Origin of the sequence: Saccharothrix carnea (assembly GCF_003014735.1) — a bacterium.
Lineage (GTDB): Bacteria > Actinomycetota > Actinomycetes > Mycobacteriales > Pseudonocardiaceae > Actinosynnema > Actinosynnema carneum.
In genome coordinates this window covers 107418-130477 of record NZ_PYAX01000012.1, presented here as the reverse complement: position 1 = coordinate 130477, position 23060 = coordinate 107418, and the positions used below count along the sequence as shown (strand labels likewise).

General features: G+C 71.8%; 10 protein-coding genes. 3 read left to right on the top strand and 7 right to left on the bottom strand.

Annotated features, from left to right (window positions below; all coding sequences use genetic code 11):
• Window positions 1-14 precede the first annotated feature (14 nt).
• On the top strand, window positions 15-1445 hold the full coding sequence (locus B0I31_RS30340; RefSeq protein ID WP_106618811.1) for a pyridoxal phosphate-dependent decarboxylase family protein: 1431 nt from the start codon (window positions 15-17) through the stop codon (window positions 1443-1445).
• A 106-nt stretch (window positions 1446-1551) separates the two neighbouring features.
• On the opposite strand, the gene B0I31_RS30335 is transcribed toward B0I31_RS30340, so the two are convergent.
• Genes B0I31_RS30335 through B0I31_RS42735 form a run of 3 tightly spaced genes read right to left on the bottom strand, consistent with a single transcriptional unit; the run spans window position 1552 to window position 13000 of the window.
• Complete coding sequence (locus B0I31_RS30335; protein ID WP_106618810.1) at window positions 1552-1815, bottom strand: MafI family immunity protein; 264 nt, start codon at window positions 1813-1815, stop codon at window positions 1552-1554.
• A gap of 22 nt (window positions 1816-1837) precedes the next feature.
• Complete coding sequence (locus tag B0I31_RS30330) at window positions 1838-8623, bottom strand: RHS repeat-associated core domain-containing protein (protein WP_146173996.1); 6786 nt, start codon at window positions 8621-8623, stop codon at window positions 1838-1840.
• Between the two features lie 39 nt (window positions 8624-8662).
• Window positions 8663-13000, bottom strand: a complete 4338-nt coding sequence (locus tag B0I31_RS42735; protein WP_146173995.1) for a LamG domain-containing protein — start codon at window positions 12998-13000, stop codon at window positions 8663-8665.
• A 308-nt stretch (window positions 13001-13308) separates the two neighbouring features.
• On the opposite strand from B0I31_RS42735, the gene B0I31_RS30320 reads away from it, so the two are divergent.
• A complete protein-coding gene (locus B0I31_RS30320; protein WP_106618807.1) occupies window positions 13309-14250 on the top strand; it encodes a P1 family peptidase in 942 nt (313 codons plus the stop codon).
• A gap of 50 nt (window positions 14251-14300) precedes the next feature.
• On the opposite strand, the gene B0I31_RS30315 is transcribed toward B0I31_RS30320, so the two are convergent.
• The 4 genes from B0I31_RS30315 to B0I31_RS30300 form a co-directional block, all read right to left on the bottom strand.
• On the bottom strand, window positions 14301-17612 hold the full coding sequence (locus B0I31_RS30315) for a tetratricopeptide repeat protein (RefSeq protein ID WP_106618806.1): 3312 nt from the start codon (window positions 17610-17612) through the stop codon (window positions 14301-14303).
• A 110-nt stretch (window positions 17613-17722) separates the two neighbouring features.
• Window positions 17723-19048 (bottom strand): GGDEF domain-containing protein, encoded by a 1326-nt coding sequence (locus B0I31_RS30310; protein WP_106618805.1) that lies wholly within the window; start codon window positions 19046-19048, stop codon window positions 17723-17725.
• A gap of 382 nt (window positions 19049-19430) precedes the next feature.
• Complete coding sequence (locus B0I31_RS30305; protein ID WP_106618804.1) at window positions 19431-20585, bottom strand: MFS transporter; 1155 nt, start codon at window positions 20583-20585, stop codon at window positions 19431-19433.
• Window positions 20586-20688: 103 nt separating this feature from the next.
• A complete protein-coding gene (locus tag B0I31_RS30300) occupies window positions 20689-21885 on the bottom strand; it encodes an MFS transporter (protein WP_106618803.1) in 1197 nt (398 codons plus the stop codon).
• Between the two features lie 113 nt (window positions 21886-21998).
• Here B0I31_RS30300 and B0I31_RS30295 point away from each other — a divergent pair, with 113 nt between their 5' ends.
• Window positions 21999-22943, top strand: coding sequence for an RNA polymerase subunit sigma-70 (locus tag B0I31_RS30295; protein WP_281262328.1), 945 nt, complete (start codon window positions 21999-22001; stop codon window positions 22941-22943).
• Window positions 22944-23060 lie beyond the last annotated feature (117 nt).

The window sequence follows — 23060 nt, the reverse complement described above, 5'->3', positions numbered from 1 at the left end:
CCTACTCTGCCACGATGGGTGATCCGCTGAACGCTCGAGAGGACGCCGCCGAGGCGTTGGGGATGGTCGCGCGCGCCGCCGGGCCGTACCTCGACGCGCTGCCGCACCTGCCGGTGCGCGACGCCACGCACGCCCACCTGGTCGAGGACCTGGACGGACCGCTGCCGGACGTCGGTGACGGCACCATCGCCGCGATCGCGGACCTGCTGCGGATCGGGACGCGGGCCGCCACGCACTCGTCCGGGCCGCGGTTCTTCCACTTCGTGGTCGGCGGCGCGACACCGGCCGCGCAGGCGGCGGACTGGGTGACGTCGCTGCTGGACCAGGCCGCCGGGCTGTGGCCGGCCTCGCCGCTCGCCGCGCGGGCCGAGACGGTCGTGCTGCGGTGGTTGAAGGAGCTGTTCGGGTTGCCCGAGTCGCACGGCGCGGTGCTCACCACGAGCGCGACGGCCGCGAACCTGACCGGGCTGGCGTGCGCGCGGCACTGGTGGGCCGGGCGGCACGGGGTGGACGTGACCGCGGACGGCCTGGTGGGGCTGCCGCGGATGCCGGTGTTCTCCAGCGGGTACGTGCACCCGAGCAGCCTCAAGGCCCTGCAGCTGCTGGGGTTGGGCCGGGACGTGGTGCGCACGCTGACCCGTGACGACGCGGGCCGGCTGGACGTCGACGCCCTGGACCGCGCACTGGCGTCGTCGGGGCCGGCGGTGCTGATCGGCAACGCGGGCGAGGTCAACGGCGGCGACTTCGACCCGTTGGACGAGATGGCGGACCTGGCCGGGCGGCACGGGGCGTGGCTGCACGTGGACGGCGCCTTCGGCCTGTTCGCCGCCCTGTCACCGCGCACGGCCGGGTTGGTGCGCGGCGTGGAGCGTGCCGACTCGGTGGCCGCGGACGGCCACAAGTGGCTCAACGTGCCGTACGAGAGCGGTTTCGCGTTCGTGCGGGACCGGTCGGCGCTGGGTCGTGCGTTCGGCGCCTGGAACGCCCCCTACCTGCCCGAGCCGGACGAGGAGTTCATCAACTACAACAACCTGGGCCCGGAGTCCTCACGCCGCGCCCGCGCGTTCCCGATCTGGGCCACGCTGCGCGCCTACGGCCGCGACGGCCACCGCGCGATGGTCGAACGCCACCAGGACCTGGCGCTGCGCCTGGGCCGCCGCATCACCGAATCCCCCGACCTCGAACTGCTGGCCCCGATCACCGCCTTCATCGTCTGCTTCCGCTACCGCCCACCGGGCGCACCGGAGGAAACCCTCGACCACCTCAACCGCGAACTGGGCGAGGCCCTGATCGAGGACGGCCGGGTCTACGCGGGCACCACGGTCTACCGGGGCATGGTCGCCCTGCGCCCCGCGATCGTGAACTGGCGGACCACGGAGGAGGACATCGACCTCCTGGCCTCCGTGGTCCGCCAGCTGGGCACCCGCCTGCACCGGACGTCCTGAAGCCCCAGATCACCCGGCCGTCACGCGCTGGTGCCGGCGGCGGCCCCGGTCCAGCCATGCCGGGGACCGACCACCGGCGGCCGGTCCCCTCGCCGTCCGGAGCCGTTCACCCGTCTTCGGACACGAGCTCGCGAATGCGCTCGACCAACCTTTCGGAGCCCATCACCTCCGACATCCGTGCCAGCCTCTCATAATATGAAAGACCGACAAGCAGGTCGTCTTCGTAAATCCAAGAGCACATGGTGTCGAAGGCGAGTGCGTATTCACCGGCATCCAGCAGCCCACGGACATCACCGATCACACCAGGGTCGGACAGCGGTGAATCCTCCAGCAGGCTCTCCAGCTCGACCCTGTATCGCATCGGGTCCATCGGTCACCCCCGACCTTCGTCGCTAGAACGGGAATCCGGTGACGACCCGGCCGGTCGCCGGCTCGTAGATGACCCGGATGTTGATCCCTTCCACAACCCCCTCGATCGCCCATCGAGAAGGATCGTTGTTCTTCGTGTACAGCTGTCCCTTCTTTCCGGTCTGCTGCTTCCACACACTCTGCGGGCTGGTGGCCACGTCCGCCACGCTATCCAGGATCTTCTCGGTGCTCCAACTCATGGGAAACACCGTCTTCCCGGGTTGCCCCGGCCACTTGTGCCCGCCCCCGGTCCGGTCACCGCGGATGATGTGCAGCTGAGCTTGGCCATCGATGAGGTCTTGCCCTGGGCTGATGGGGCAGTTGTTGTTGTGGACGAGGACCGGGGTCGATCCGGCCAGGACATAGTAGGTGTGGACGGTGTCGATCGTCAGGTTGAAGGTGCGCAGGTTCGCCTTGTAGTGGCGCAGGTCGGCGATCACCGCACGGCCGTTGCCGGGCGTGTTGAGCTGCTCGCCGACCTCCAAGTCGGCCGCGTCCACCCATAGGTCATCGGTCGCGTCGTAGAACGGGTGGTGGGCCGTGGCGTGGATGGTCTTCGGACCGTCCGGGGTCGCCACGGTCACGTCGACGTAGTCCTTGTCGGCATCGGTGATGATGACGGCCAGGACCTCGTGCGTCTCGGTCTGCTCGCTCTCCGGTTCGCTGTTGGCGACCTCGTCACCGACGACGATCTGGTCGATGCGCTTGGTGGAGCCATCGGCCATCAGCACCAAGGTGTCGCCGGTGAAGCTGTTGACGCACCTCCCGCCCTTCGGTGCGGGCTTGACGGCCCTCGCGCCGACGCCGGCGAAGCCGGACATGTTCCCCAGGGCGTCGTTGTACATCTGCATCACGACCTGCTCGGCGTTGTCCTCGCCGGCGCACTCCCTCGCGTTCTCGAGGCAGTACGTGGCCGCGATGGTCTTCGCCTTGGCGACGTCGGCGCCGTCGCCCTGCAAGTAGATCCAGGCCGCCTGGCAGCCCTTGCGGCCGAAGCAGGCGTGGTGCCCGTCGCCCATGTCGGTGTTCCAGAAGCCCTCGCGCTGGGCGTACATCGCGTACCACACCGAGATCAACCGGTTGGGGTCGTCGGTCTCGGGTGAGTAGGCCGCCGTCCACTCGTCATCCGGTGCGGGTGCCGACGAGTTGGACGGGGTCGACGGGTTCGAGCCGGACCGGTCGTAGCCCAGCCCGCCCTTGCCGTGTTGACCGCATTCGCCATCGGGGCACATCCACGTCGCCAGACCGGTCGGGTCGCTCAGCGTGACCGGGTTGTTGTCGGCGTAGGCGTAGCCGTTCCACTGCTGGGGGTTGTCCTCGTCGAGCAACGGGTCGACGGAGGTGAACCGGCCCAGCGCCGGGTCGTACTCGCGGGCGCCGAGGTGCACTGTGCCGCCGGGGTCCTGCACGCCGCCGATGAAGCCGTGCCGGTCCGGCCAGGACCCGGGCAGCGGGCCGCGGGCCACGCCGAACGGGTCCTGGTAGCGCTTGGTGACCGCGAGGGTGCTCGCGTCGACGGCGCGGAGGGCGGTGCCCTGGTGGTCCTCGACCGTCCACGTGAGCTTGCCGGCGGTCCGGCGTGCGACGTTCGTGCCGCCGTGGGTGTAGTAGCGGGTGCCGGTGGCGGTGGTGGAGCCGGTCGGGACGAACAGCTCCACGTCGGCGGCGTAGAGCGTGGTGCCCGCGGCTTCCCGCGAGATCAGCCTGGTGCCGTCCGCGTCGTAGAGGTAGGTCGACTCCTTGTTGGTGGCCGTGTCCTTGTCGACGGCGACCCGGCCTTCCTGGTCGTGCCTGATCTCGTGGCCGGGTCGGGCCTCGGTGCTGCCCACCGCGTTGTAGCCGTAGGTCGCCGTGGTCTGGGTGCCGTCCGGGTTCGTGGTGGTCGTGGAGGTGACGGCGTGCGGCCGGGGCAGGCCGGGCTCCGGGTAGTGCAGTGACGTGACCGTGTCGCCGGCGGCGGTGTGCTTGGTCTGCTTCTTCCGGTTGCCGGTCGTGTCGTAGGTCCAGTCCGTCCAGTACGGGGCGGGGCCTCCGAGCCCGGTCACCGACGGTGCGACCGCGCAGTTGCCCGACGACGGTGTCCACGCCGAGGTCAGGCGGCGCAGGTAGTCGTAGCCGAAGCACTGGTTGTCCGGGACGGCCGTCGAGGTGTCGTCCACCTCGGTGACGTCGCCGACCTGGTTGTAGGTGTAGGCGCGGTTGACGAGGTACTGGTCGGTGGTGGTGGCGCGGACGGCCAGGGTCGAGGCGAGCCTGGCGGTGAAGTCGTCGTACGTGTGCGTGGTCGAGACCTGCTTGGGGTCGTTGGCGTCGGCGAAGTTCGTCCGCAGCACCTGACCGAACGGGTTGTAGGTGGTCTGGGACACCAGCTTGGTGCCGCCGGTGCCGTTGGCCGCGAACGACTCGGTGGGCAGGCCCAGCGCGTCGTAGCCGCGGTAGATCGTCTCCGCCGGCAGGCCACCGGCCTGGGGTGAGCTGACGGTGGCGACGGCGCCGCTGTTGGGGTCGTAGGTGACCGAGAACGAGTACGTGCCGCCGATGCCGGTCTCGCTGGTGGGGATCACCAGGGTCGAGCCGGTCGGCCTGCCGGCGGTGTCGTAGCCGGAGACGGCCCGGACGTAGGCCTTGCCGCCCGAGAAGCGCACCGAGTTCGTCGGCCTGCCCTTGAGCTTGGTGTCGTAGAGCCAGCTCGCGAGCCTCAGGCCCGACGTGGTGGTGTCGAACAGGCCGGTCTTGCGGCCGAGGTTGTCGTAGGTGAACGCGAGGGTCTTGTTCCGGGCGTCGGTGGTCGTGAGGACCTGGCCGGCCGCGTCGTAGGTGGTGGTGCTGGTGCCGGAGTCGGGGTCGGTCTGGGACACCTTGCGGCCCAGCAGGTCGTAGTCGTGGGTCCAGGTGTTGGCGCCGGTGCTGTCCTTGATCGTGTGGAGCTTTCCGGAGCGGTGGTAGGTGTAGGTGGTGGTGTCGGCCGGGTCGGTCGGTCCGGTGTGCGTGCGGGTCTTGAACTGCTGGGTCATCACCTTCTGGCCCAGCCCGTTGCTGATGACCGCGGACGCGGTGCCGCCGAGCGGCGGGACGGTGGTGACCCGGTCGCCGTCATAGGTCGTGGTGGTGCGCCACTGCTCGAAACCGTCGCGCAGCGACAGCACGGCCGTCGCCCGCCCGGCCGAGTCGTAGCGGGTCTCCGCGGTGCGCGGCACCGCGTTGTCCTGCACGACGTGCAGTGACGTCGACGGCACGGCGCTGTTCCAGTACGGCGCGTGGATCTTCCACACGCGGCCCTGCGAGTCGTGCAGGGTGTCCTCGACCACCCGGCCGCCCTGCGCGTAGGAGGTGGGCGACTGGGTCTGCACGTTGCGGCCCAGCCCGTCGAACAGGCTGTAGCTGGTGGCGTAGAGCCCGGAGGCCAGCAGCCGCTGGGACGCCACGACGCTCGGCGAGCCGGTGTTGACGGCGTACTCGTACTTGGCGTCCGCCGGCGCGTTCGCGCTCTTGCTGTGACCGGGCTTCCAGACCGCGGTGATCCGGCCCAGCGGGTCGTGGGCGACGTCGGTCCGCAGCCCGCCCTGGTCGATCTGGCCCGTCACCAGGCCGGAGGCGGGGTTGATCTCCTCGGTCGTGGTGAGCGCGGTCGACACGCCGGCGATGACGACCTGCGGTGACGTGGTGACCACGTTGGTGACCGGGCTGCCGGTGGCCGGGGTGTAGCTGATGGTGGTGGTCCGGTTGAGCGCGTCGGTGGTGGCCACCGCCCGGCCGTAGACCGTGTCGTAGGTGGTCTTGGCGGACGGGGTCTGGTAGACCTCCGCGCCACCGGCGGGCCACTCGGCGAGGGTGTGCGATTCGGTCACGTCACCGCGGGTCGGCGCCACGCCGAACGCCTGGCCGTCGTAGAGCTTGCGCGCCGACGAGATGATGTTGGCACTGGTCGCCGGGTTGTCGTCGGCGCAGGGCCCGGACACCGTCCGCGCCGAGTTGGGGTAGTTCAGCATCCACGCGCCGGTGTTCTGCGCGTAGGTCGTGCGTGCGCAGCTGGTCTGGCCCGGGTCGTCGATGTCGCCCTCGGTCTGCACCGAGGCCACCAGACCGTGGTCGCCGTAGGTCGTGGTGGTCCGGGAGGTGCGCCACTTGTTCGACGCGGCCAGCCACACCCGGGAACGGGAAACCCCGGTGCCGGTGTAGAACGCTTGGACGCCGTTGACGTCGGTGGCGGTCGCGGCCGAGGACCACGGATCGTTCACCACGGCCTTGATCACCTGGCTGCCCAGGTAGGTCAGGGTTTCCCGGGCGACACCCGCGTGCTGCTTGGAATCGGTGACGGACTCGCCCAGCGAGTCGGTCACCGACACCGAGCGGGTGCCGCCGGGGGCGACGTCACCGTCCATGCCGCGCAGGTACAGCGTCTCGGTCACCGTCCGCGGGCCGGACGGGTCGTCGGGGTTGCCCAAGGTCGTCTTGACCTTGCCGTAACCACGCCACTGCGACCAGGTGCGGTGCTCGGGCTTGGCGAAGAAGGCCTCGTCGTAGTGCCAGGCACCGCCGTCGAGGTAGTCGTAGTGGGTGCGGGTCTGCTTGCCCAGCGTCGTGCGGCCATCGGCGTGCACGTCGGTGACCACGTACTTGTTGAACCAGTCCAGCACCGGATCGGTCGCACCCGGCGGCGTCCAGTACACCGGGTAGCAGCGGGTGGTGTTGGTCGCCGGGTCCGGGGTGCCTGACTGGCAGTCCGGACCGGTGTAGTCCACCGTGGTCACACCGCCCAGCTCACCGGTCACCGTCGTGATCCGGTACCGCGACAGGCTGGTGTAGTCCTGGTGCGCGCGGGTCCGGTTGGACTTCGCGATACCCCCGAACGTGGTCGGCGGCAGCGAAGCCGACCCCCCGACCAGGCCCGTGCGGGTGATGCTCTCCAGCCACAGCGGCGGGTTGCCGCCGTCACCGGTCACCGGGAACGTGTGGTTGAGCGCCCACCGGTCGGCGTCCAGCCAGCCACCCGCACCGTTGCCCACCTGGGTGGTGATGGTGGTCAGCTTCCTGCGGGTGAAGAACGACGGGGAGACGTTCTCGCACACCGCACCCGCCGCGCAGATCAGGTCCGCGGGCACGTCCGGCCAGGACGTCGCCGTGGTGTCGTTGAGCTGGGAGGGGTCGCAGGTGACGGCACCACCGGGCACGCAGCGCTCGGCGGTGTCGAACACCACCCGCGCGGCCGGCTGCGCGTAGGCGCCACCGGCGTTGGTGTTCAGCCCGTACTCCAGCCGCAGCAGGTAACCGCCGCGGGTGTAGGTGGTGCCCGCGGTGGTGATGTTGAGGTTGCGGCCGTAGGCGTTGGTCTCCGGCTGGTAGTAGTAGGAGGTGATGTTGCCGCGCGGGTCGACCACGTAGTCCAGGTTCCAGCGCCACGCCTGCGTGCACGACGAGTCCGCGAACGCCGTCGCTTTGCAGGGCTCGTTGTCGTGGTTGCCGAACACCGCGGTGGTGAACGTCGACTGCGTCTCCGGCTTGCCCGCCACCCAACCCGGCATCCGGTTCAGGCCGAAGAAGTACTGCGTGCCGTCGACCGTCGTGATCTTCCAGTGCTCACCGTTGAGCGCCCCGTTCACCGCACCGTAGAGCCGCTCGACCTTCGAGCCGTCCTCCTGGCGCGGACGCCACACGTCCGGGTTCGCCGTGTCCTTGACCAGCTGGTTGCTGCGACCGGCCAACGCCATCGTCGCGTTGTCCGTGGCCCAGCACTGGTCACCGGTCTTGGTCTGCCCGTTGTTCCCGCCCAAGTCCTCCGCGCACGACTTGTAGGACCGCTCGATGAACCCGCCCGCGGCCAGCGACCAGCCGTCACCGACCCACGACGCCTGGTTGTTCGTCGCCGACGTCGCCCCGTCCACCGAACCCGACGAATACGCCAACGACACCCCCGGCGTCGCACCACCCAACGCCGCCGGCACCTTGATCGGATAGCTGTAGGAGAAGTCCCCGGCCGAACCGCCCGCCGACCACGATCCGGTCGGAGACAGCGGCGTCGCCGTGTAGTCACCCTGACCACTGTCAGCATCCGCGGTCGCGGCCAGCACCGTCGCGCTCGTCGCCGACGCCAACGCGACCTCGCCGACCAGGTCCCGGCCCGCGCGGTTCACGTGCTCCACCGGCGTACCCACCCGGCATTCCGGCTTGTCCGGAGTGGACAGCACGCAGTCCGGGTAGGACAGCAGCCGCAACCGCTGCCCGTAATCACCACCGTAAGCGGCGGCGAACCCCGAATAGTCCAACCGCACCGCGAGCGGACCCGACACGTCACCCGACACCGGGCTGATCCGGTACACCGGACCCCGGAAGCCGACCCGGGCGCCGTCCACCGACTCCACCTCGACCCGGCCCGACGACCGACCCGCCGCCGTGGCCCCGTCCGGCGCACGACCGGTCTTGCCCCGACCCCGACCGACCTCCAGACCCGTCACACCCGCGGCAACGGGCGTGGTGCGGGCCGACGCGGCGGCGGGCGCCAGATCGACCACGGCGCGACCGGGCTGCGGCAGCCGCACCTGCGGCGGCGCGGTCATCGCCCGCTCGGCCGACTCCGCCCGCGGCACGGGACGGGCCTGGTCACCGGTACCGGGCACCGACCGCGTGTCCTGCAACGCGGGCAGGTCCCACCCCAGGCCGTGCCAACCCTTCTTCGGCGCGGCCAACGCCGGAATCGGACTCGTCGCGGTCAACAGCACCACGATCGCGACGATGGTGGACTTGGCGAGCACACCGGCTCTACGTCTGTTCATGATTCCCGTCTCAACCTGGAAGTGGGAGAACGTGAAAGGTCAGTGGACGAGTCCGAAGAGGGAACCCGGGTCGTCGGCGGTGCGGTCGCCCTTGATCTGGTCGACCGTGCGCACGCCGGAGTAGACGCGAACACCCGCCACACCACCCCGCCACAGGTCGACCTGGTTACCGCCCCACAGGCTGCGGCCCAGGACCAGCGAGCCCGCGCCGAAGTGGAAGCCCGTCGCGTCGACGCAGCCGCTCGCACCGTCCTGCGGTTCGCCGTTGACGAACAGGCAGACCTTGCCGGTCACCGTGTCGAGGGTCGCCGCGAGGTGCGTCCACGTGTCGGGCACGGCCGCCGCGTCGCTGTACGCCGTGCGCAAGCAGTTGGCCGTGGTCCGGTCGCACGACACCGCGAACGCCCATCGGCCCTGCGCTTCGCCTGAACCCCTGCGGTAGCCGAGCATGAACGAGCTGTTCGTCGTGTCGTCCTGGCTCACCGCGGTGTGCGCACCGCCCGCGTCGGCGTTGATCTTCACCCACGCGGACACGGTGTACGAGCGGTCGGTGCGGAAGTCGCGCGGACGGGGCAGGATGACGGCCGTACCCGGAGCACCGGAGAGCGACACGTTCGCCGCGTTGTCCGTCGCGACGAGGGACGCCCCGCCGGTGGCGGTACCCGCGGTGTGGCCGTTGAGGTTCCAGACGCCGTCCACGTAGGACAGCCCGGCCAGCGCCGCGACCTGGCTCGCGGTCAACGCCTGCTGCCACACCTGCACCGAGTCGATGGCGCCCCGCATCGTGCCGACCTCCGGCCCGTTGAAGTTGTACCCGCCGACGGTGACCCTCCCGGCGGCGTTCCACGGCGTGCCGGTGAACGACCGGGACGCCGTCAGCTTGCCGTCCACGTAGAGCTGGATGCGCTTGGACTCGTTGTTGTAGACGCCCGTCACCAGCGTCCACACCCCGGCCGAAGCGACCGTGTTGCCGCGGTACGCCCACTGCGTGGACGCGTCCACCGTGTCGGACGGGTTCAGGCCGAAGATCCAGGCGTTGACGTCCGGCGAGTAGCGGATGGCGAAGCCGGGCGTGTGCACGCCGGACTGGCCCGCCACGGCGTAGTAGCCGTTGAGGTCGTCCAGCTTGACCCACGCGGACACGGTGAACGACTGCGAGGTGTTCACCGCGGGCCCGGTCGAGTAGCTGTAGCTGGTCTCCGTGCCGTTGTAGTGCAGGGCGCTACCGGACTTGCCGGGCACCCAGGACGCACCCGTGGTGATCAGGTTGTTCGCGTACCCGGCGCCGTTGTTGCTGGAATCGGCCGCGGTCGTGCCCGCGTTCTCGTCGAACTTCCAGTACCCCTCCAGCGTCTTCACCGGTGCGGGCGCGTAGGGAGGGTTGAACTCGTCACCGGTCGCACCGGTGGCCAGCAGCTCGGCCGCACCCTCGGCCAGGCCCAGGTTCGCCCGCGGCGCGGACGCGGTGGCGAGGTCGTGCGCGTCCTGCGGAGACAGCACCCGCTGCCACGCCTGCACGTCGTCCACCTGACCCGGGAAGTGGTCGGCGCGCGAGCCGTCCCACTTGGCCGCGCCGATGACGAACGGCCCGCCCGCGTTCCACAGCGGGGTCGCCATGACCACCGAGCCCGCCGGCTTGCCGTTGACGTAGAGCGACAGCTGCCTGGTGTTCTCGTCGTAGGTGCCGATCAGGTGGGTCCAGGCGTGGAGCATGGGCACGGCGGTGGCGTCCACGGACGTGGCGCGGTAGGTCTCGCTGTTGATGTCGTCGCCTGCCTTGGTGGAGAGGCTCCACTTGCCCAGCCCGGCCGAGTACTGCAGGAAGAAGCCGCTGACCGAGTTGCCGTCCTGGGACAGCACCGTGAACCAGTTGTCGTTCTGCTGCAGGTAGACCCACGTGGCGACGCTGAACGACTTGCTGGTGTCGAGCACCGGCCCGGTGGTGGACAGGTAGCCGTTGGGCCGGATGTTGATCCCGCCCTTGACGCCGTCCTTGGCGCCGAACGCGTCGGCCTGGGTCCACGCGTTACCCCGGCTGTACCCGATGTTCCAGCCCGCCTCGGTCAACGTGGCCGGGTGCGCGGTCTCACCGGGGTTGAGCACGGCGACGTTGTCCGCCGCGGTCGGCCCCGACTGGTCGTCCAGCGCCCACGCGCCCTTGAGGAACTTCGCCGACGTCAGCGGCAGCACCGTGTAGCCGCACGCGGCATTGGGCGCGGCACCCACGGTGACCAGCGGACTCGTGCAGGTGCCGTCCGGGCCCGGTGTGCCCGCCTTGTTCACCGCCCGCACCCGGATCAGGTTCTGCTGCGCGTTGACCGCGGTGGTCGACAACGACGCGTGCGCCCAGACCCTGCCGTCGGTACTGGCGACCCTGCCCGCGGGCACGCTCGGCGAGCCCTGCGTCGACGGCACGCTGCCGTCCGTGGTGTAGATGAACCGGTCGATGTCGAACATGCCGGGGGTCGCCAGGTTCACGCTGACGCCGAACGTCGCGGTGTCACCCTGGTTGACCGGGGTGTTCGTGGCCCACACGGACGGCGCCAGCGGGACCGTGGTGTTGACGTAGAACTCGCAGTCCCAGTCCCACCGGGGCGAGGACAAGGCACCGTCCGACACCCGCATCGCCCACTTGTAGATGCCGTCCGAGGTGATCCAGCCCTCCGGCACGTGCACCTGGACCAGCGCGGCCTGGTTGGGTCCGGGTGTGCCGATCGTGGACTGGGACAGCGTGGCCGCGTTGTCGTGGTAGGAACCCGGCACGTCCGCGCCGTACGGGCCGCCGCTGGTCGCGACCAGCACGTGGAGGGTGCCGCCGTCCGGGTCGGACACCCGTGCCTGCAGCTGCGGCGTGCGGGTGAACACGTACGGCCGGTTCGCGCCCTTCACGCACGGCACCGTGCCGTTCTGCATCGCGTGGTCGGTCGGGTTGTTGGGCGTGGAGTTGTAGCGCACCTCCAGGTACGGGTTCAGCCCGAACCTCCGCCACGAGGACGTGTTGGACTCGCTCTCGCCCTTGAGCAGGAACGTCGTGAGGCCCCAACCGCCGGCCGCCGCCGCCCGCACCGCGTCCGTCGCACCGAACTGCATCGGCACGTTCGGCGCCTTGGACTGGTTGGTCGTGTTCACCGACGACAGCCACGTCCGCGACGTACCCGGCAACACCGCCCCGCCCGGCTGGTTGTCCCACGTGGTGTTCGCGTCGATCCAGCCCGCCAGGTGCAGCTCCGTCGACGTCGCCGTCGGAGCGCTCCACCACGAGTAGAGCAACGTCGTGTTCAACGTCGCCCAGTCGACCACCTTGCCGCTCAGCGGACCGGTGTTCATCTGCACGTACGAACGCGACGTCCCCGAAGCGTCCGTGGTCTGATAACCCGCCTTCAGATCACTCAGCGCACCGGTGGTCGCGTCGAAGTTCTTCGCCCCGGTCATGCCCGCACCGGACTGCACCACCACGTGGTGCGCCTTCCCACACGCACCACAGGAGTACTCCGGGTCCAGGAACACCGGGTAGCGCGTGTTCGGGTCTTCCAGGAACGCCTGGTCCGGGACGATGCTCACGCTCCCGTCCGACACCTCGACACCCATCACCGCCCGCCGCGGGTCACGCCGATCGTCACCACTGGAGTCCCACATCCGCGTCGCGTCACCGGTGAACACCACCGAACCGGAGGCGTCCACGACCTCCAGGCCGGGGCTGTCGGCCTTGGCCTTGCGCTCGACCGCCCGCACCCGCGAGTTCTTCGTGTGCGAACCGAACGTCACCTTGCGCAGCTTCGGGTTCTTCGCCGCCTCCGGCGTCTTCACCACCAGCACCTCGGAGAACCCGACCACGTCCGCCGTGACCCGCAGGTCCACCCCCGGCAACACCTCCGGGTACGTCGCCGTCGCCCCCTCCAGCACCGGCTCCGGCAGATCGGTCTCCCATCCCAGCCCCACCTCGGCACCGTTGTGCGCCATCCGCACCAACGGCCCGCGCGCCTTGGACCCCTTGCCACCACCCGACAGCGTCAACCCCACCACCGCGGCCCTCGGCGCCACGGTCCCGTCCGCACGACGCTCCAACGTCGTGTCCGCCGCGACCCACCCACCGTCACGACGCACCCGCACCGGCCGCTGGTGCTGCCGCCACGTGAACGAACCCTCCGGCGTCGCCCAGAACTCGTCGGTCTCCGACGTCTTCCCCGTGATCCGCACCGGCCGACCCAGCCGCTTCGCCAACTCCTGCGCCGAAGCCTCGTCCACCGCCTCGTCCACCACCGCCACCGGCGCCGGGTCCGGAGCCGCCACCGCCACCGGCTGCACCACGGCCACCCCGACCACCGAAGCCGCCAGCAAAGCCACGAGTCTCTTGCCGCGCGGTCTGTTTCCGCGCACGCCGAATAGAGCCACCACCAGGAACCCCCCGTACCGGGCAACCTGCTGATGGGCTGCCGTCATCGTCCGATCGGGCCAGAACTCTGCCTGACGAACCGGACGTACACACTCACCCGAACGGCCTAATCCTTGATCGTTGAACCGTTCGGCCGATCCACCTGGGCCGCGACCGGCGGTGACCCAGCCCACCGCACGGCGCTGACCAGGACTTTTGCCGGATTCGCGGTGACCGCGCGTGTCCCGCCGCAGGATGAATTCCCGGTGGGCCGCGAGAGTCCCGGCACCGGGTCGGCCGTAGCATCGGCGTCGTGCGGAACGCGATCACCGATGTGCCGGGTGTGCTGGTCGGGCACGCCACGCGGATCGGCGACGGCGCGTTGACCGGCACGACGGCCGTGCTGTTCCCGCCCGGCACACTGTCCACTGTGGACGTTCGCGGTGGTGCTCCGGCGACCCGGGACACCGCCGCGCTCGACCCGCGCTACGGCGGCCGGGAAGTGCGCGGCGTCGTGCTGACCGGCGGCAGCGCGTACGGGTTGGCGGCGGCCGATGGTGCGGCGCGCGAGCTTGGGTCGTTCGTGCCCGCCGCCGCGTTGTTCGACCTCGGCCGCGGCGGTGACTTCCACGCCCGCCCGGGGCCGGCGGAGGGCGCGGAGGCCGTGCGCCGTGCGGGCGTAGAAGTGGGACAGGGCAACGTCGGCGCGGGCACGGGTGCGCTCAACGCCACCCTGAAAGGCGGCCTGGGCACGGCGAGCGTCGCGCTGCCCGGTGGCGTGGTGGTCGGCGCGATCGCCGCGCTCAACGCGGTCGGCCCGGCGGTCGACGTCGACACCGGCCTGCCGTTCGCCGCGGGCCTCGGCCTGCCGGGGGAGTTCCCCGCCTACCAGGGCGACGACCTGGCCGCGGCCCGGGTCGAGGGCCACGCGCCGCCGTTCAACACGGTCATCGGCGTGGTCGCCACGAACGCCCGCCTGCCGCACCTGTTCGCCCTGGCCGGCGCCGCGCAGGACGGGCTGGCGACGGCCGTCCGCCCGGCGCACGGCCTGACGGACGGCGACACCGTGTTCGCCGCCTCGACCGGCACCCACGACGCCGACGCCGGCGAGGTGCTCGCCGCCGCACGGGCGGTCTTCGCCCGCGCCCTGGTCCACGGCCTGTTCCGGGCGGAGTCCGTCACCACGCCCTGGGGCCACCTGGCGGCCTACCGCGAGCTCTACCCGCGCACGGCGGCCGAGTACCGGGGGAACTGACCCCGCACGCGGTGGACTTCGGCCGCCGTACCGCCCGGTGCCGGACGACCTCAGCGAAGGCCGCTGGTGGGCCGCGACCGGCCGGTCCCGGGGTTGCGGGCGCGTTCGGCGTACGGCACGGACAGGTAGCCGACCAGGTCGAGCACGCCGCCGCTGGTGCGGTCGAGTTCGCGGGCGAACGCGAGGATGTGCGCGTCGGCGCGGTCCATCAGCCACGCCAGCAGCACGACCACCACGTCCGCGAGCAGACCGACCTGGAACGGCATGTCCTCGCGCCTGCCCGCGGTCACCGCGCTGGCGAAGTCGGTCATGCCGCGTTCGGTCAGCTCCAGCGGCCCGGTCTCGATCGCCCGCTTCATCGAGTCCACCACCAGCGGCAGGACCGACTTCCACACCTCGCGCGGCGCGACCTCGCAGATCAGGCCACCGGACAGGGCCGCGGTCCACAGCGCCTCCGGGTCGCCCGCCCGGACCGCGCCCACGGCCAGGTGCGGCAGCAGTTCCGCGCCGCGCTCCCACGCGCCCGTGGCGACCAGCTTCTCCACCGCGTGCCGGTAGTGCCCCAACGCCTTGGCGTGCTCGCCACGCGCGGTCAGCACGCCGCCCAGGTCGTCGTGGAACGACGCCACCTCGGCCGCCGCGCCCACCTGCTCGGCCCGGGCCAGCCCCACGGCGGCGTAGTGCTGCGCGGTCTCCAGGTCGCCCCGGTCGCGGTGGCACGCGCCGAGCCGCCGCAGCGCGGCCAGCTCCTGCCGGTCGTCACCGAGGTCGCGGAACAGCTCCACCGCGCGGGACCCGGCGTCGATCGCCGCGGCCAGGTTTCCGCGCTCGCGGTGCCGGTCGCACTCGGCGAGCTTGAACGCGGCCTGCCGCGCCGGGTCGCCCACCTCCTCGGCCAGGTCGTGGCCCTCGACGGCGTACCGGAGGGCGGTTTCGGGGTCGGCGTCGCCGAGTTCGTCCAGCACGATGATCGACTCCAGCTGCCCGGGTCTGTCCTGTCCGGCCAGGTGTTCGTCGTACGCCAGCCGCGCCGCCTGGCCGGCTTCGTCGGTCCTGCCCTCGTGCATCAGCAGCCTCGCCATCCGCAGCAGGACGGCCGCCCGGTCGCGGCACGCGTCGCCCAAGCCCACACACCGTTCGAAGTCCGCGAGCGCGGCCCCGTATTCCCCACGCCGCTCGGCCCGGTCGCCGGTGAGCTCGAACCTGGTCGCCCAGAGCGGTTCGAGCTCGTCGTCGGGCAGGTCGAGCCCGGTCAGCAGCGCGTCGACCCGGTCGACCAGGTCGGCGGCCCGCTCGTCGTCGGTTTCCAGCTCCAGCTCGGCCAGCAGCACGTCGGCGTAGGACGGGGTGTCGGCCACCCCGCCCGCCTCGGCGACCTCGCGCAGCGCGGTGATCTCCCGGTGCAGCACGGGCGACAGCGGCCCGGCGCGGTCCCGTGCGGCGGCGGCCAGCAGCTCGCAGCCGGTCAGCGCGGCCTCGGCGTCGGTGGTGGACCGGTCGCGCCACTCGTCCAGCCTGCCGTTGACCGTGCCGACGTACAGGTAGGACCGCTCGATGCCGCCCGGTGTGCCGGTGTTGACGATGGCCCGCGCGGCGGGTGTCTCCTCGGCGGTGAGCCGGCGCACGACGGTGCGGGCGAACCCGGCGGCCAGGTTCGGCGGGATGGTCCACAGCGTGCCGATGTAGCCGCGGGCGCCGGCGCGGACGAACTCACGCCCCAGCCCGGTCCACGACCGGCACGAGTTGTTGAACACGATCGGCCGGTGCGGCAGCGTCACCGGCAGGTCCTCGTCGGGCAGCGCGTGCCCGCCGAGCACGATCGCGTCGTCGGCGTCGTGGCAGTTGAAGAACACCAGCTCGACCGGCAGGTCCACGACCAGGCCGCGCAGCACGTCCGGTGAGGCTTCCTCTTCGGACAGCACGATCGGGTGGGTGTGGTGGCCCGAGGACGCCGTGGTCTCGGGCGCTGTCGTCCGGTTCTCGGCTCCGCCGGGTGTGCGGAACGAGCCGGAGTCGACCACCAGGCTGAACGCGCCGGGCTCGCGCGCCACCCCGACCCGGTGCAGCTCGGTGAGCACGACCAGCGCCGGGTCGGCCACCACGTGCCCGATCGGCTTGCGCGCCCAGTTCACGTCGGCGGTGTGCACGAACGAGTAGGGCAGGCCGGTGGTGAACGCGGTCAGCCCGCGGTCGCCGACCTCCGCGATCGCCTCGGCGGGCACCTGCGCGGTGACCACCTCCTCGACCGCCGCGAAGGGGTCGTGCCCGCCGGTGGACAGGTACCGCCACAGCGCCTCGACGAACCCGATGCCCTTGACCGCGTCACCGATCGCGCCCGCCGCCGCGGTGACCCGCTCCTGCTCCTCGGCCACCACCGAGCCCACCGCGGTCAGGTCCGGTGCGGGCGTGATCACCAGCCGGGCGCCGCGGTGGTGGGCGTACCCGGCGGCCACCAGGTCGTCGGCCTCGCCGGTGCGTTCCACCAGCACGGCCTCGTCGGTGTCGTCGGGGTTGTGCTCGGCGAACGGCACGGGCGGCGCGTCCTCGTCCACGCGCAGCGCCGCGCCGGTGCGCAGGGCGGTGAACAGGGCGGCGACGAAATCGGCGTCCGGCGCGACGTCGAGCGTGCGCTCGGGCTCGCCCCCGCCGCGCAGCAGCTCCCACGCCTTGCCGGTCAGCCCGACCGGGTCCTCGCACGGCAGGTGCACGTGTTCGGGCAGGTCACCGAAGAGCGTGGCAGCGGAACCGGTGCTGTCGTCGTCGGGATCGGCGAGGAACACCACCCGGCGCACGCCCACGGCGTCGAGCAGGTGGGCCACCAACCGGTCGTGCCGGTGGGAGGACGAATCCGCCGGTTTGAGGGTGATGACGGGCGTGACGCGGTCGGCGGGCAGGCACGACACCACGACGGCGGCCTCGCGCACCTGGTCCGGGCGGCACACCACGACCGTGTCGCCGACGTCGAACACCGGCTCGCTGACCACCGTGACGTCCAGCTCCGACTCGCCCGCGGGCAGCTGCACGCACACACCGCCCTCGGCGATCTCGCACGGCGCCGAACCGGACACGTGCAGCGTCACCGCGTCGGGCAGGGCGAACGACACACCGCCGGCGGTCGCGGTGGCGGGCGCGTCCACGGCGAGCCGCCAGCGCGCGGGCGCGGGCAGGTCGAACCGCTGCCGCAGCACCGCGCGCACGTGCCCGTCGCAGGTCTGGTCGACCAGCAGGTCGCGGGCGCCCGCCTCGGCGGTCAGCTCCTCGCCCGCGGCGACGGGCGGTTTGCGGTGCACGTCGAGCAGGACGGCACGCAGCAGCCCCGCTTCGAAGCGGAAGCGGATTCCGTGCGGGGCACCGAGGTCCACTGGCTCACGACCCTTGCAACCGAGGAGAGGCCACCGTGTCGGAGGTGGCGGGCAGAAACTACGCCACCGAAGGCCCGACCTGCAGCAAATCCGGCGGGTAGTCGCGGTTGTTACACACCGGGTCGTTCGGAGCGGGCCGCGGGCGTCCACGGCGCGCGGCGGTGCCTGCCCGCCGCCTGCACCTGGTCGCGGCCGAGCCGCTTCGCCTCGTACAGCGCCGCGTCCGCCGCCGCGAGCAGCCCGGACACGGTGTCCTCGGCGACCTCGGGCCACACCGCGATGCCGATGCTGACCGTGAGACCGGCCACCACGCCGCCGTTGCCGTCGTCCACGAGGACCCGGTGGACCTCCGAGCGCACCCGCTCGGCGATCGCCGTCGCCTCCTCGTGGTCCACGCCGGGCAGCAGCACGGCGAACTCCTCGCCGCCGAAGCGGCCCACCGCGTCTCCGCGCCGGACCGCGCACTCCAGCGCCGCCGCGATGCGCCGCAGCACGAGGTCGCCGGTCTGGTGGCCGTGCGTGTCGTTGATGTCCTTGAAGTGGTCGACGTCGATCATGAACAGGCCGACCCGCGCGCCGGGCGGCTGCTGGCGGGTGCGCTGCAGCTCCAGCGTCGCCTGCAGGTGCCAGGCCTCGGCGTTGAGCAGACCGGTCTTGGTGTCGGTGCGGGCGGCCAGCTCCAGCTGGTGGATCAGCACGGTGCGGTGCAGGGCGACGGCCGCGACGACCATCGGCAGCGCGAACCCGGGCCACCACGCCACGGCGAGCGCGACGAACCCGCCCAGTGCGAGCTGACCGGCTTCGAGCAGGTTGTCGGCGCCGCTGCCGAGGGCGTCCTTCACCGAGCGCGGCCGGACGGTCAGCAGGATCACCGCGGCCACCAGGGCGGTGTTGACCAGCCACTGCGCCGCGCCCGCGCCGACCACGCCGACGAGGTCGAGCGCGCCGCCGGGCTGCCCGGCCCGCAGGTTCTCGCGCAGGCCGGTGAGGCCCGCCACGGTGCTCGCGGAGAGCGTGGCCAGCACCATCATCGACGTGGTGAACACGTTGCGGTGCGGTGGGCGGGAGGCGTCCCAGCGGCCGACGACCCACCAGCGGTGCGCGTACATCAGCACGACGAGCGCGACGGCGAGCGCGGGCGGCAGGACCAGCGCGCCGGCGAGGATCCAGATGCTGCACAGGTCGACGTGCGGCAGGTGGCTGTGGTCGCGGCGGATGCGCTCGATCCAGCGGGAGCAGTGCAGGTGCAGCGCGGCGCAGCCGAGCAGGACGGCGAACGTGGTCCACGAGTCGGCGGGCACGGGCCAGGCGGTGGTGGCGGCGATCGCGAGCACGGCGAGCAGATCCACCGACAGCACGTACACCAGGGCCCGCTTGGGCAGGGACCATAGTGACCAGCGTCGATCGCCCGACGACGTCGAACGCGCTCTGCCCATGGTTCCTCACGACTGTCTGCCCCGGACCGTCATGGCGTCCGGACGGAGGGTCACAGTAATGGTGACCTGTGTCGCTGTCAGCCGCTACCGGGGTGACGCAAACCACTGGAGGTGCTCGCGATGCGCGACAAGATCTGGTGAAACCGCTGGTCGGAAGCCGTGTCGAGACGGGAGTGAGGTGTGGTTGTGCGCGACAAGATCTGGTGATCCCCCTGGTGCCCGGTGTTCTCGGACAGCTGCGAGCCACGTCGAGGGGAGGTGCGCCGCCATGCGCGACAAGATCTGGTGAAGACGGGTTCCACGAGCGACGGTGAACGACGACCCCCGAGGCCACGTGCGGGCCGCGGCGAGCACACCACTCCCGCGGCCGGCGCGGCCGGTCTCAACCGACCCGTGCCCGGATCAGCCACAGGCACGCCGTCGCGGCGCCGACACCGCTGAGCACGAGCGTCGCGCGCGGGCCGACTGCGTCGCCGAGCAGCCCGCCCACCAGCGCCCCCGCGGGCGCGGAACCCCAGACCGCCGTGCGGATCGTCGCGTTGACCCTCCCGTGCAGCGCGGCGGGCGTCGCCTCGTACCGCACCGGCACCTGGTGCACGTTGTAGACCTGGAGCGCGCACCACATCACCGCCACCGCGCCGATCACGAACTGGTCCACCGCAACCAGCGCCTGCCCCGCACCGGTGACCAGGATCGCGACGACCATCGTCCGCCGCCGGCCCCACCGCTCGCCCAACCGGGCCGCGACGAGTGCGCCCACCAGCCCACCGACCGCACCCGCGGACAGCGTCAACCCCGCCTGCGCGGCCGACAGCCCCAACGCCGACACCAGGTGCAGCAGCACCACGACGGTGAAGGCGTTGAACCAGAAGACATGGGTCGCCGTGCACAGCGTGACCCGCCGCAGTCCCTGGTGGCCGAACACGGCCCGCACCCCGGCCCACATCCCGGCACCGACCTGCGGCCGTTCGACCACCCGCACCCACAGCAAGGTGACCGCCGCGACGAGGAAGCTGACCGCGTCGGCCGCCACCGCGCCCGCGGCCGTGATCGCCCCGACCAGCCACCCGCCCAACGCGGGTCCGGCGACCTGCGCCGTCGCCTGCCCCACCTCGACAGCGCCCTGGGCCCGGGTCAACTGCCCGGCGGGCACCACCATCGGCACCAAGGCCAACCCGGCGATGTCGGCGAACACCGCGAACGTCCCCGCCACCGCCGCCACCGCGGCCAACAACCCCACCGACAGCACACCGAGCCCCGCCGCGACCGGCACCACCGCCAGGGCCACCGCCTGCCCGACCGCGCACACCCCGGCCACCGCCCGCCTGGGCAACCGGTCCACCCACACTCCGGCCGGCAACCCGAACACCAGGTACGGCAGCCGCCCGCACGCGGTCACCACCGCGATCCCCCAGGCTCCCGCGTCCAACGTCAAGGCCGCCACCAACGGCACCGCGACCACCGTCACCTGCGACCCGACGAGCGACACGGACTGCCCGGCCCACAACAGCAGGAACGACCGGTTGCGCCACAGCACGCGCGTGTCCTACCTCCAGAACGCGAGAGTCCAACCTCCAGCCCGCGAGAGTCCAACCTCCAGCCCGCGCGTGTCCTACGTTCACGCACCCCGAATTCAACGCTCACGGCACCGCCGCCGGTGCGACGCGGGACCACGCGGCCGTGACGGTCAGCGCCAGGACGGTCCCCGCGATGCCGGCCACGGCGATCGCGGTCGTCGCCGAGCCCGTCGCGGACGCCAGCAGTCCGCCCGCCGCGACACCGATGCCCTGCGCCGCGACCAGGCCGCTGCGCGCGAAGCCCAACGCCTGGCCGCGCTGCTCGTCCGGCACCAGGCGGACGAACGTCGCACCCGCCGTCACCTGGTAGGCGCTGAACACGCCGCTCAACGCCAACAACGCCACCGCACCCACCAGGTTCGGCGCGAACAAGTACCCGACCAGCGGCAACGCGGTGGCCACGGCGAGCAGCCCGAGCACCCGCACGCGCACCGACGCGGGCAGGAACCGCAGCAGCACCGTGCCCAGCACCATCCCGGCCGGGTCGGCGGCCAGCAGCAGCCCGACCCCCGCCACACCGGCGCCGACCTCCGCCGAGAACGGCGCGGCCAACCCCTCCGGCACCACGGTGAACAGCGCCAGCCACCCCAGCCCGACCAGCAGCCGCAGCCGCCGGTCCCGCCACACCAGCGCCGCACCCGCCCGGATCCGGACGTGCGCGGCGGGCACGAACGCCGGGGCGGGCCGCTGCCGCAGGCCGAACCTGAGCAGCACAGCCGACAACGCGAACGTCACCCCGTCCGCGAGCAGCGCCCCGGACGTGCCCAGCCACGCCACCACCAGCCCGCCGCCGACGAAACCCAGCAGCAGCCCGGCCTGGTGCGTGATCAGGTGCACCGACTGGCCCGCCTCGTACTTCTCCCCCAGCACGGACGGCAGCAGCGCGCCCTGCGCGGCGGCGAACGGCGGCTCCGCCAGCTGCGCCACCACCAGCAGCGCGGCCACCACCGGCAGCGGCACGCCCGGCACCGCCATCACGGCCAGCAGCACGGCCCGCACCACGTCCGCGACCACCATCACGGTCCGCCGCGGGTACCGGTCGGCCAGCCCTGTCAGCAGCACACCGGACACCAGCGCGGGCAGCATCGTCAGCGCGTACGTCAACGCCGTCCACGCCGCCGAGCCGGTGCGCTGGAACACCAGCACCGACAACGCCACCCGGGCCAACTGGTCGCCGACGGTCGACAGCACGGCCGCCGACCACAGCACCCGGAACTCCGGCACCGCGAACACCGCGCGGAACCCCGTGCCCCCGACCAACTGCTCCCCCGATCCGACGCGGCCGATCCCGACGCGACCGATGAGTTTCCCGGGCCCGGCCGGTCACAAGTTGTGCGACGTGCGACCGGCACGTCACCGTACAAGCCCGGAGGGTGACCATGAGCGAGGTTGCGCAGATGACGGTGGACTTCACGCGGGAGACCGAGCAGTACCGCCACGAGCTGCGGGTGCACTGCTACCGGCTGCTCGGCTCGTTCGACGAGGCGGAGGACCTGGTGCAGGAGACGTTCCTCAAGGCGTGGCGCTCCCGGGACACCTTCGAGGGGCGTTCGTCGTTCCGCGCCTGGCTGTACCGGATCGCGACGAACGCGTGCCTCGACGTGATCGACCGCCGTCCCGCGCAGGGCGTCACCGACGACGTGCCCGCGGCCGACGTGCCGTGGCTGCAGCCGTTCCCGGACGCCCTGCTGGACGCCGAGCCGGACGCGGAGGTGGTGGCGCGGGAGACGATCGAGCTGGCGTTCCTGGCCGCGGTGCAGCACCTGCCCGCCAGGCAGCGCGCGGTGCTGGTGCTGCGGGACGTGCTGGGCTGGCCGGCGAGCGAGACGGCGGCTTTGCTGGAGGAGACCGTGCCCGCGGTGAACAGCGCGCTGCAACGCGCCCGCGTCACCATGCGCAAGCACCTGCCGCAACGGCGTGCCGACTGGTCGGGCGGGCCGAACCCGCGGGAGAAGGCGGTGATCCGCAAGTTCGTGGAGGCCACCGAGCGCTGCGACCTGGAGCTGATGGCGTCGGCGTTGCGCGAGGACGTCACGTGGACGATGCCGCCGCAGCCGGAGTGGCACGTCGGCCGCGACGCCGTGATCGACCTCTGGGCGCCGGTGATGGTGGGCCCGGAGGCGTTCGGCGAGTGGAAGGTGCTCGAGACCCGGGCGAACCGGCAGCCCGCGTTCGCCGGCTACACCCGCAAGCCGGGCGAGGAGCTCTTCAAGCCGGTGGCGATGGACGTGCTGCGCATCGAGGGCGACGAGATCGCGGAGATCATCACGTTCCCGTCCGACCGGTTCCCGCTCTTCGGCCTGCCCGAGGCGCTGTGAGCTTCGACGTCCGGCTGGTGACCGTCGCGGATGAACACCCCTACGACCCCGCCGAGTGGCGGGACGCGCTGGTGATCGTCGTCGGCGGCACGCTCGACCTGGACGGCGAGCTGTTCG